Here is a 12,835-nt window from a genome sequence, read left to right as displayed (position 1 = left end):
GCATGACTAACAGCACCGTTGAATTCCTTTCTCACCTGAGTAGCTTGAATATTAATCTAGAAAACGATGGCGATCGCCTGCGTTGCCATGCGCCTGAAGGAGTGTTAACTCCAAAGCTACGACAGGAAATCGCCGGGCGCAAAACAGAAATTATTCAGCTATTGCAAAAAGCAAAGCAGGTGAAAGCTTCTCATCACTTGCCCATTCAAAGAGTGCCACGGGACGGTGAGCTACCACTGTCTTTTGCTCAACAGCGACTCTGGTTTTTGCACCAGTTGTCACCCGACAGTTCTTTTAACAACATGCTACTGGTTCTGCGGCTAAGCGGGTCGCTGAATGTCCCTGCATTGGAGAAGAGTCTCAATGAATTGATTCGCCGTCACGAGGTCTTAAGAACCACTTTCCCCACAGTTAACGGAAAACCAGTCCAGAATATTGCCCCTCCCCCTACCCTAACTTTGCCAGTTATAGACTGGCAGGAGGGGTTGTCAGCCCAAGAGCAAACTGCTCAGATTGAACAAATAGCGAAGTCTCTTGCATCCCAACCCTTCGATCTGGCTGTTGGGCCTTTATTACAATTCACCCTACTGCAACTTGACGAGCAAGAGTATATCTTCCTGTTGAAGATGCATCACATTATCTATGATGGCTGGTCTTTGAACATCTTCATCCGGGAGTTATCTCAACTCTATGAAGCTTACACTCAAGGATTGTCCTACCCTTTAGCGGAATTACCCATCCAGTACGCTGACTTTGCCCTTTGGCAGAGACAATGGTTACAAGGTGATGTACTGCAAAAGCAACTGTCTTACTGGCAAAAACAATTGGCAGACGCACCAGGTTTATTGTCGTTACCTACTGACCGACCTAGACCATCTGTGCAAACTTACCACGGCGCACATCAAGAGTTTGCACTTTCAAAAGAGCTCACTGTTGCACTCCAACAATTGAGTCAAAAAGAAAGTACCACCTTATTTATGACGCTGTTAGCAGCATTCCAAATATTGCTATGGCGCTATAGTGGGCAGGATGATATTTGCATAGGTACGCCGATCGCCAACCGCAACCGTGCAGAAATTGAACGACTGATTGGCTTTTTTGTCAATACCCTTGTGTTGCGTACCCACTTGGGAGACAATCCCAGTTTTAGGCAGCTAGTATCACAGGTGCGGGAAGTGGCTCTAGGAGCATATGCACATCAAGATTTGCCGTTTGAACTGTTGGTGGAAGCATTGCAACTACAACGAGATCTCAGCCATAACCCAATCTTCCAAGTGTGGTTTAATCTACTTAACTTGGGAGATAATCAACTGGAACTGTCTGGACTGTCTGTAGAATTTATATCGATACCAGAAGAAGCTTCCAAGTTTGACTTAAGCTTGTATGTTAAAGAACAAAAACAAGGAATAAAACTGGAATTAGTCTACAATAGCGATTTGTTTAATAGTGATACGATTGCTACGATGCTTTTGCATTACCAAACCTTGCTAGAAAGCATCGTCGCTGACCCAGAACAGAAAATTTCTACCTTGCCCTTATTAACAGAAACAGAATGTTACTATTTGAAAAGCTGTGGTAACTTCGTTTATCCATCCAACCCTTTCATTACCTTCGACAAACAAGATATTGAACAATCAATTCCAGCGAGGTTTCAGGAGCAAGTTAGGAAATATCCCGATAATATCGCCGTCCATACCAATAATTACCATTGGACGTATAGTGACTTGAACTACCATGCCAATCAAGTTGCACAGGCAATCCTGAAACAATGCACATTAAAAGAAGAAAGAATCGCTCTATTGTTTGAACATGATGCACCAATGGTTGCTGGGATTTTGGGAGTTTTGCAGGTTGGGAAAACCTATGTTCCCCTAGACCCAAATTATCCCAGTGACAGAGTTGTTTACATTCTAGAAGATTCCCAGGCTAGTGCGGTTCTCACTAACAACAAGAACTTAGCTCGTGCCCAAGAATTAACTAAAGGTTTTATCCCACTCATTAATATAGATGACATCAGTTTTACTGACTCTGATAATGAAGTCAAGCTGGAAATATCACCGGATACTATTGCCTACATTCTCTATACATCAGGTTCCACAGGACAGCCGAAAGGGGTAATTCAAAACCATCGCAATGTTCTGCATTTCATTAGAAATTACACTAATAATCTTCACATCAATGAACGGGACAGGTTGACGCTGTTATCATCTTATAGCTTTGATGCTGCAATTGTGGATATATTTTCTGCTATCTTAAATGGTGCAAGTTTATACCCAATCAATATAAAGGAAGAAGGTTTCAAATATCTATTTGAGGTTTTACAACAGCATCATATTACTATCTATCACTCAACACCAACTTTGTATCGGCACTTTATTAGGAGTCTGGTCCAAGATGAGAAGCTCAATCAAATTCGCCTAGTTGTTTTAGGCGGAGAAGAAGTTGTTAAAACAGATGTTGATTCATATAAAGAACATTTTTCGGAGGAAAGTATCTTTGTCAATTGTATCGGTTCGACAGAATCTAGTATTACTATGCTGTATTTACTCAATCAGCAAACAGAAATCACTCGAAATACCGTACCAGTTGGTTATCCAGTTGAGGAAACTGAAATTTTCTTACTTAATGAAGCTGGTGAAAAAACTGATATCTACGGTGAAATTGCGATTAGAAGTGCCTACGTTGCCCTGAGTTATTGGCAGAAACCCAACCTGACACAAGTTGCCTTTCTCCCCGACCCAGAATTTAGTTCGAGGCGAATTTATCGCACAGGAGACTTAGGTCGTTTGAGACCAGATGGTAGCCTAGAATTTTTAGGACGAAAAGATTTTCAAGTCAAAATTCGGGGTTTCCGTATTGAGTTAGGAGAGATTGAAGCAGCGATCGCTCAACATCCTAGTGTACGCGAAACTGTGGTTATAGCCACCGAAGATGTATCAGGCGACAAACAGTTAGTAGCCTATATTGTTGCCATACAAACACTTACAACTAACGAGATACGCCATGTACTCAAACAGAAACTGCCCGAGTATATGGTACCTTCAAGTATTGTATTCTTAGATAGTTTGCCACTAACTCCTAACGGCAAGGTAAACCGCCGTGCTTTACCCGCACCTTCTATTAGCACCAGGTCAGACAGATTTGTCGTACCCCGTAACCAATTAGAACTGCAACTAGTGCAAATCTGGTCAAAGATTCTTAAGGTTAACCAAGTAGGGGTACAAGATAACTTTTTTGACCTTGGTGGTCATTCGCTTTTAGTTCCCTACTTAATAGCTCAGATTAAGGAGCAGTTTGGCAAAGATCTCCCTTTAATAACCCTGTTCCAAAATCCAACTATTGAACAGTTAGCATCTATTGTGCAAAATGATTCTGTACAAAATGATTCGGATTCTTCTAGTGGGTCTCCTTTGGTAGCAATACAGGCAAACGGTTCCAAGCAACCTTTCTTTTGCGTTCCAGGAGCTGGTGTCTATCCTTTTTACTTATATAACTTAGCCACCTATTTAGACCAAGACCAACCGTTTTACAGTTTTCAAGCAGATGGTCTGGATGGAAAGTTAGAGCCAATCACCGGAATTGAGAATATAGCCGCCCGCTACATTCAAGGATTACAGACTGTTCAATCCGAAGGTCCATATTTTTTAGGAGGACATTCTTTTGGTGGTAAAGTAGCTTTTGAAATAGCCCAGCAGTTGCTTCGTCAGGGGGATAAGGTTGCTCTAGTCGCTATTTTTGATACTCCAGCACCATTTTATAAGCAAAAGCAAATAAGTGCTGATTGGGATAATGCTAGATGGCTAACTGAGTTTGCCAAAGTGATGGAATTTGAGTTCGCCAAGAACTTAGGGATTTCTGACGATACTCTCAAAAACTTGCTACCAGACGAACAACTAAAGTATGTTCTAGAGCGTTTGAAAATGGTCAACATTTTGCCTTCTGATGCTCAGACCACAGAGCTTAATAATTTGCTGCAAGTTCTAAAGGCTAACGCTTTAGTTGATTATGTACCACAACAGGTTTACCCAACTCAAATTACTCTTTTTCGTGCCAACGAAGTTTCTAGTGAAGAACTTGCTAGTAAATTTCCTTCTGAGATATTAGAGGATTTGACCTGGGGCTGGAACAAGTTTTCTGTGGAACCAGTGAATGTCCATTTTGTACCAGGCGACCATATGACGATGATGGCTCAACCCCATGTTCAAGTTTTAGCAGAACAGTTGAAAGTTTGTATCGAAAAGGCACGGGCAACGATGATTTACTAGAGCTAGCAAAATGTACTAACCAACTCCTACTAGTTTGAGATTAACTCAAACATAAGCTTGCCTTTAATAGTCAAAACTACACAACATTTGTGGTGCAAACAATGGTCATAAATTTTCAAGAATTCACAACATCTCTGAATACAATTTCTAACAGCAAACCCTGTGTAGTCAATAGCTACAATGAATGGGACACTCTGCAAGAAGTCATTGTCGGTCGTGTTGAGGGTGCTGCTGTACCTCAATTTGAAGCAAATATTAAGGTAGATGCCCCACCTATATACTGGAATTTTTTTCAACAGTATGGAGGTCAACCTTTTCCCCAGGAGCTAGTTGAGGCAGCATCAAAGGAGCTTGAGCAATTCTGCAATATTTTAGAAGCCGAAGGTGTAACGGTACGGCGACCTGACACAGTTGACTTCTCCAACACCTATAAAACTCCAGATTTTGAAGCTTCTGGATTGTATGCTGCCATGCCTCGCGATATTTTGATTGTAGTTGGCAATGAAATTATTGAAGCACCAATGGCGTGGCGATCGCGTTTTTTTGAATATCGTGCCTATCGTTCCTTGATGAAAGAATATCTGCAACGAGGAGCTAAGTGGACAACAGCCCCGAAGCCTCTAATGTCAGACGAACTCTATGATTTTGACTTTGCTGCCAAATCGCCTCAAGAGCAGGAAGCACTGGTTGAACAAGGACGCTATGTCACAACAGAGTTTGAGCCTTGTTTTGATACAGCCGATATTGTGCGTTGCGGACGCGATCTTTTTGTTCAGCGTAGTCACGTGACTAATCGAATTGCAATTACCTGGCTCAGGCAGCACCTGGGAGATATGTATCGGGTTCACGAGATCAAGTTCCAGGATCTAAATCCAATGCATATTGATGCATCATTAGTGCCCCTCAAGCCGGGACTAGCTTTAATTAACCCTACTCGTCCTCCTGTGGAAAGAGAATTATTTCACAAAGCAGGCTGGGATTTAGTAGAGGCAGCATTACCCACAACTCCCGATTACTGGAAGCTACCAATTGCAAGTAAGTGGATTAGTATGAATCTTCTAAGTTTAGACACAGAACGCGTGATTGTAGAACGGCAGGAAGAACCCACACAGAGACTTTTACAAGATTTAGGCTTTAAAGTTATTCCTGTTGATTTTCGCAACTTTTACACTTTTGGCGGGTCTTTTCACTGTGCAACTTGTGATGTCCGTCGCGATGGACAACTTGAAGAGTATGGATTTTCTCATCCTCTAGATGTGGATGAACGCTAAAGCAGTTTATACCTATCATTTGTGAGTTTGCACGGTGAATCTTGAAAATTGACATCATTTAAGGAGAACATTATGTACATCATGGGCATTAATTCTGTATATCACGAATCATGTGCGTGCTTGTTGCAAGATGGTGCCATCATTGCGGTTGCAGAAGAAGAACGCTTCAACCGCAAAAAACATGGAAAGCAAGCACGCTGCGATAATCCCAATGAACTGCCATTGCATTCAATTCGCTATTGCCTAGAAACAGCAGGAATTGAGTTGGAGGATTTGGGATATATTGCTTACTCAGCTAATCCGCACAGATATGATTCAGATTTCACTAGCACCGAAAGTACGGCGAAATACACTTGGGGGACTACCGAAAGACAAGCTAAATTTCTCTCTCAGTTAGCTTTGGTGCCCCAAACATTCCAGGAGATGGGCTTTCGCGGTCAATTCACCTGGGTTGAGCACCACACTGCACATGCAGCGTCAGCTTATTATGTCTCGCCATTTGATGAGGCGGCAGTTTTGGCTATAGACGGCATTGGCGAAGCAACCACGGCAGCCTTCTATCATGCTCAAGGCAATCAAATACAGCATTTAGATGATGTAGATTACCATGCTTCTTTAGGCTATCTTTGGGAGGTAATTTCTTTGCTATTGGGCTTTGGTGTCTACGATGCTGCTAAGATTATGGGACTAGCAGCCTATGGCAACCCTCAACGCTTTGCTACTGAATTGGGCAAGCTTGTACATCTTGCCCCCCAAGGTCAGTTTACTATGAACAAAGATGCACTGCGCTTTTGGATGCTAACCTATTATCCTCTTGATGCTTATTATGCTGGCTTGGAAGAACTCTTTGGCGTGACTAAGCGGGAATACAGTGATGAACTCCTGCCCATTCATCAGGACATCGCGGCGGCGCTACAAAAGATCACCAATGAAGTAGTTTACCATATAATCGAGCATCTCCATAACGTTACTGGCTCTACCAATCTCTGTCTGGCAGGCGGCGTTGCATTAAATTGTGTTACTAATACATACGTCTTTGAGCGCGGGCCTTTTGCTAACCTTTATGTGCAACCAGCGTCCAATGATGCTGGTACAGCAATAGGTGCAGCTTTTTATATCTGGAACCATTTACTAGGTAACTCTGCACGCACCCAAATGCACCATGCATACTGGGGTCCTTCTTTCTTAGATACAGAAATTGAAAGTGCTTTAAAGAAACATGGACTGCTCTACCGTCGTTCGGAGTGCATTGAGCAAGAAGTGGCGCATTTGATTAGCCAACAGAACATCATCGGTTTTTTCCAAGGGCGTATGGAACTCGGACCAAGAGCCTTGGGGAACCGCAGTCTTTTGGCCGATCCACGCGATCAAAACATGCGTTCTATTTTGAACCACAAAGTCAAACATCGTGAGTATTTCCGCCCACTTGCCCCCAGCGTACTCTACGAAGAAGCTAACAATTGGTTTGAAATTGAAAAACAGACCTCAGCAGCTGAGTTGATGCTCATGACATATCCTGTCCGTCCCCATCTGGTAGACAAAATTCCTGCTGTGGTTCATGAAGATGGTAGCAGTCGTATTCAGTCCGTCCGTCAAGAAGTTAATCCACGCTATCACAAACTGATCTCAGAGTTTTACAAAATCACTGGTGTACCTATCGTCCTTAACACCTCATTCAACGACAGTGAGCCGATTGTCTGCTCGCCAGACGATGCTATCAATACCTTTATAAACACCCAGATAGATTATCTTGCTATTGGTGATTTCCTCGTCAGCAAAGCTGATGTTATGGAAGGCAAAAATTGAAACCAATACTACGATTATCGTTGCGTATGAGGCTTGGTTAAATCCTTTGTAAAATTGAGTGTAAATATAGTTCCAGGTTCCGAGTGCTGAGTGGGGTTTCTCACTCAGACTTATTACTCATTACTCAACAATAAAAAGTACTGGTTCTGCTTACAAAAAATTTCATTTTCTTTCTAAAATATGCCAACCCAAGTTGTTCGAGATCAACCCAAAACAAATGCTTTTTCAGGTTTTGCTCAATTTTGGGAGAATGTAAAAGCGATCGCTGGTCCTTACTGGTATCCAACCTCGCCAGGAGAAAGAGCATTTTCAGACGTGATTCGCGCATGGGGGATGCTCTTTCTGTTGGTCTTATTAATAATCGCACTTGTAGGTACAACTGTTTTTAATAGCTTCGTTAATCGTTACTTGCTCGATATCATTATTGAAGAAAAAGATTTAGATAAGTTTATTAAAATGTTAATCCTTTACGGCGTTGGTCTGCTCTTAGCAACGCTTTTGGTAGGATTTTCCAAATTTATTAGAAAACAAATTGCTCTCGATTGGTATCAATGGCTAAATAATCAGATACTCTCAAAATATTTAAGTAATCGAGCCTATTATAAAATCAATTTTAACTCGGATGTTGATAATCCAGATCAACGTTTGTCTCAAGAAATTGAACCGCTTGCCAGCAATGCTCTCAGCTTTTCAGCTACTTACCTAGAAAAACTGCTGGAAATGACAGCTTTTTTAATAATTCTTTGGTCAATTTCTCAACAAGTTGCAGTAATCTTAGTTACTTATACTGTTATAGGCAATTTAATTGCTGTTTACTTAAGTCAAGAATTGATTAAGATTAATCAAGAAGAACTCGAATCGAAAGCCGATTATAATTATTGTCTAACTCATATTCGCAATCACGCTGAGTCTATAGCTTTTTTTCAAGGAGAAAAGCAAGAATCAAATATCATCAAGCGCAAATTTAGTCATTTAGTAAAAGATGCTCAACGTAAGATAAATTGGGAGAGAAATCAAGACCTTTTTAAGAGAGGATATCAGGCTGCTATCCAAATATTTCCATTTCTAGTACTTGGGCCGTTAGAGCTAAGAGGCGAAATGGAATTTGGAGAAGTTACTCAAGCAGCTATAGCTTGCAACCTATTTGCTAATGCTCTAGCAGAATTAATTAATGAATTTGGGACTTCAGGACGATTTTCCAGTTACGCTGAACGTTTAGCTGAGTTGTCCGGTGCGTTGTCAGCTGTTACGAAACAGCCAGAGAACGTGAGTACTATCAAAATAATAGAAGAAAACCATCTTGCTTTTGAGGATGTCACTTTACAAACGCCCAACTATGAGCAGACGATCGTTGAAAACTTATCACTGTCGGTTCAACCGGGAGAAGGTTTATTGATTGTTGGACCGAGTGGACGAGGAAAAAGTTCTCTGTTGAGAGCGATCGCTGGTTTGTGGAATGCGGGAACTGGTCGTCTGGTGCGTCCTCCCCTAGAATCCGTGTTGTTTTTACCCCAACGTCCTTATATAATTTTGGGAACATTGCGCGAACAGTTACTCTATCCTCATACAACTCGTCAAATGAGCGATGCAGAACTCGAAGAAGTTTTGCACCAAGTTAACCTACAAAATTTGCTAACTCGAGTCGAAGGCTTTGATACAGAAGTCCCTTGGGAGAATATATTATCGCTGGGAGAACAACAACGCTTGGCTTTTGCACGATTATTAATTACTCATCCCAGCTTTACTATTTTAGATGAAGCAACCAGCGCTTTGGATTTGACAAATGAAGGCAATTTATATGAACAATTGCAATCAACTCAAACAACTTTTATCAGTGTTGGACATCGAGAAAGTTTGTTTAATTATCATCAATGGGTTCTGGAACTATCACAAGATTCCGCTTGGCAACTTCTGACTGTGGAGGATTATCGTCTTCAAAAAGTAGAAGAAATTACGACTAATCCTTCGGAGAACTCTCAAATTACAGAAGTCCAAGCCACTAATCCTCCGCAAAACCCCCAAATTACAGAAGTCCAAGCCACTAATCCTCCGCAAAACCCCCAAATTACAGAAGTCCAAGTCACTAATCCTCCGCAAAACCCCCAAATTACAGAAGTCCAAGTCACTAATCCTCCGCAAACCCCCCAAATTATAGAAATCCAAGCCACTAATCCTCCCGAAAACCCCCAAATTACAGAAGTAACAGAAACTAATCCTCCCGAAAACCCCGAAATTACAATAGATGTTTCACCACAGAACCAATCTCTAAGTCAACCAGAAACAAGTGCAGGTGCAGGGCTTTCTCATAAGGAAATGCAGAAATTAACAGGCGTTCCCATTAACACCATCAGAAGCAAGGCAAGCCTTGGCAAGACCATCACAACTAAGGATGGCGTGACCTACCGCTATAATAAAAATTCCAAGGTGTTGAAATGGGTCAGAATTTAGGGTTCTGTTGCAAAAACTCTTCGCAATCTGTTAGAAGTAAAACTGGTGAGAATCATGCTGAATGCCAAGTTTATAAAGAAACTCCAAATTTTTGCAACAGAACCTTTTTTAGAATCAGGTCATGCTTACTAAACAGCACAGACAACTAGTTACTTACAAAAAGATTACGATTTATGAACGAACCTACAAATTACCTGTTCTAAAAAATACCAGATTAAAAGCTGTTCAAAAAAAAATTAAAGAACGTCGAAGATTAATTAAAGAAGGCGTTCGGTATCATCAGCTTTGGGGAATAATTAAGCGAAAAGAAGAAATTAGTCAGGAGAAAGTTTTTCAAGAAAGCCAACTATTAATCAAAGATTATACTCATCTTATTGATTTTCTAGAAAATTATAAGGATAGTTATCAAAACTTTTTGCTCAAGCTGACTGATGATTTTAAAAAGTTATTTCTACACAAATACCTTGAAATACAGAATTTGGATAGTGAAAGAAAAAAACTAGAAATAAAAAATCAAAAAAATCAAAAAATACTCGATGAATTAAAATGGGAAAGACAAGAGAATTTGAAAGCACTTTTACTATTGAGCAATTCTTGTTTTTTGATGTTAGAAAAAATAAAATTGCTTAGTGAAGGGCTGAAAACGCTTGCAGAAGATACCAAAAATCAAAAGCAAATTGTCCAGCAAGTAGCCAAAGATTTGGAAGTATATCAAGAAATTTACGAATATCAAAGAAAAGCCTATAAAGTTCGTCAAGAAATAGTAGAAATAGCAGAAACTGCAATTAATTTTGAAAAATATTTGCACGATTACTTTAATCCGTTTCAATCGTTAATAGATGAAGTAGTCAAAGTAGATGAGGATTTTTACTCAACTGTCGGACAAATTAAAAATTTAGCGGATAATATTTTCAAGTCTCAGTCAAATTTATTAATTCCCAAAGAAACTGACGGGGTTTCTGAAACTTTTCTAGACTTTATGGTATCAAGTTATGAAAAGAAAGAAAGATTAAAAGATGCTTTCATTCAATGTCAATTATTAGATTGGCAAAACCATAATTTTGACTTAGCCAATAATCGCTTTTCTTTAGACAAAGAGATTGACTCAATATCTAACTATATCTCCAAGCAACTTGTCGAGCAAAGAAAAGAGATAGGGATAGCAGAAACAAATTTTGTTTCTATAACGCCTCTCCCTGCTGTTCAAGAAACCGGATTGATAAGGCTGACTAATGAGAATGCTAGTTTAACAAAAGAAGTTAAAAATAAAAATAACATCGATTATAGCAAACTGCGGGAACTCCTCGCCCAGTATAAGTGGAAAGAAGCTGACATTGAAACCACTAAACTAATGCTAAAAGTCATAGGTAAGAGTTATTGGAATGAAGTTTATAAGGAAGATATTAATAACTTTTCTTGTAAAGACCTCCAGATTATTGATCAACTGTGGCAAGAATACAGTCATGGTTATTTCGGCTTCAGTGTTCAGCAAAGTATTTGGAGTGAAATGGGTAGTCAAGTAGACTATGAAACAGAAAAGAGACTCGGCGATCGCCTTGGTTGGCGAAAACAGGGAAACTGGTTAGATTATGATCAACTCACTTTTGAATTATCCCCCACAACACCGATAGGACATCTACCCGCGCAATGGTTGCACTATGACCAAGATACCTTTGACTTATCCCCATCATCTGCAGAACACCTTTCAATGGGAGCCTGGCGGGTGGGATCTTGGTTAGTTTGGCAGATGCACTTATTCTTTTTTCGTGCAAAAATTTGTAACGAAACTTTCCTATGCGTTAATCGCACATTTCTTAATAATAACGAAAAGTAAAGTCAAAGCTAACTTGAGGATAGACATGAGTAACACTAAACTTTCTGATATAGAAATAGAAATTTTACTTTTTGGAAAATGGCGTTATGATACGTCTTCAGAAAAAATCACTATTCAATTTAAAGATGATATGACTTATGAGCAAACCAGAATTCAAACATTTATTTTCTCTAAACCTAAGGAACTTATAACAGGTAATAAATTTACTGGTGTATGGTACATAACTGAAAGAACACTGTATTTAAATCTTAAAACTGTTCCAAAATCCTTTTTCAATTTGAGGATACCGCTAGCTTTTAATATTTCTATTGCAGATATGATAGCTACTTTAGGTTCTATATTTCTAGCAGAAAAGTATCAAGTCATTGACATTAATAGCTCTAAATTTATAATAATGGATAAAGATCAATCAATTATTGGCACAAAAATAAAATAAGAATTGTAAACTAGTAGAGCTTGTAAAATCGCTTCTCTCATCCAATACGGGGTAATGAAACGGAAGCTGTCATTAGGGGCAAATATTATCATTCTTAGACAGCCCATGCATCCTTTTTAATCATTTTTGAGTCGTTTATTTTCTTGGAAGTCCCTTACTGCACCTCATTTACCTGCAATCTGCTGTAATACCAATTCTCCATGAAGATGCACTAAATTAATAGAGGGATAAATAAGGATGCAGGGGCATGGGTAATAGACATCTCCGCAATAGATCTATTTTGTGGTAAAAGAAGATTGAGTGTAGCTTTTTACGGCACGAAATGACGAATATAATCACGTAGATCGACAAAAATCCAGAGGAAACACAGCGCTTAGTGGGTCTCAAATACGACCAATTACAGCAATTAATAAAAAATGCCAAGGAACTCCACAATCAAAAGTTGGCAGATGCGGAATAGTTGTGCTTTCCCACGGTTCATCTGATTATCTAACCATCTCTTTCACTGCTTCTACATTTAAGTGAGGCGCAGCAATGCTAACTCTGCTCATCTAATGTCCACAGATTTCAGAACAACTTTATTTCTTAGCGATTACCTGTTTTAGCGATCGCCCTTTAGGCACTGCGCTCCGCGCAATCGCCTGTTTCTTTCCCCTTTAGCTGAAAGCGGAAGAAGCCCCACACTGTAACGGTCTTCCGTTCAGTGTTGGGATGAATTCCGGGGTCGGTGTTGGGTAGTTCACTTTCCGCCATTGGTTAGCCGTGCAGGTGCAAC

Annotated in this window: 6 protein-coding genes; all 6 read left to right on the top strand. The window is 40.0% G+C overall.

The annotated features are described in order from the left end of the window. Nucleotides 1-2 precede the first annotated feature (2 nt). Nucleotides 3-4,265 carry an amino acid adenylation domain-containing protein gene (locus tag V5G28_RS11955; RefSeq protein WP_332997525.1) on the top strand — a complete coding sequence of 1,421 codons (4,263 nt, stop codon included), beginning with the start codon at nt 3-5 and terminating at the stop codon, nt 4,263-4,265. A 101-nt stretch (nt 4,266-4,366) separates the two neighbouring features. Beyond that, a complete protein-coding gene (locus tag V5G28_RS11950; RefSeq protein ID WP_332997523.1) occupies nt 4,367-5,536 on the top strand; it encodes an amidinotransferase in 1,170 nt (389 codons plus the stop codon). A 72-nt stretch (nt 5,537-5,608) separates the two neighbouring features. After that, nucleotides 5,609-7,342, top strand: coding sequence for a carbamoyltransferase family protein (locus V5G28_RS11945; RefSeq protein WP_332997521.1), 1,734 nt, complete (start codon nt 5,609-5,611; stop codon nt 7,340-7,342). 180 nt (nt 7,343-7,522) lie between these two features. Beyond that, nucleotides 7,523-9,790, top strand: coding sequence for an ABC transporter ATP-binding protein/permease (locus V5G28_RS11940; RefSeq protein ID WP_332997519.1), 2,268 nt, complete (start codon nt 7,523-7,525; stop codon nt 9,788-9,790). Between the two features lie 121 nt (nt 9,791-9,911). After that, the gene (locus tag V5G28_RS11935) at nt 9,912-11,624 is read left to right on the top strand and encodes a GUN4 domain-containing protein (protein ID WP_332997517.1); all 1,713 of its coding nucleotides are present in this window, start codon (nt 9,912-9,914) and stop codon (nt 11,622-11,624) included. A 25-nt stretch (nt 11,625-11,649) separates the two neighbouring features. Further along, entirely contained in the window at nt 11,650-12,060 is a 411-nt protein-coding gene (locus V5G28_RS11930; RefSeq protein ID WP_332997515.1) for a hypothetical protein, read from the top strand. The last annotated feature ends 775 nt before the right edge of the window (nt 12,061-12,835 follow it).

Source organism: Scytonema sp. PRP1 (genome assembly GCF_036697665.2).
In the GTDB taxonomy this organism is placed as follows: domain Bacteria; phylum Cyanobacteriota; class Cyanobacteriia; order Cyanobacteriales; family Nostocaceae; genus Kalymmatonema; species Kalymmatonema gypsitolerans.
The sequence above is the reverse complement of the archived record's forward strand: the minus strand, read 5'-3'. Positions and strand labels throughout refer to the sequence as shown.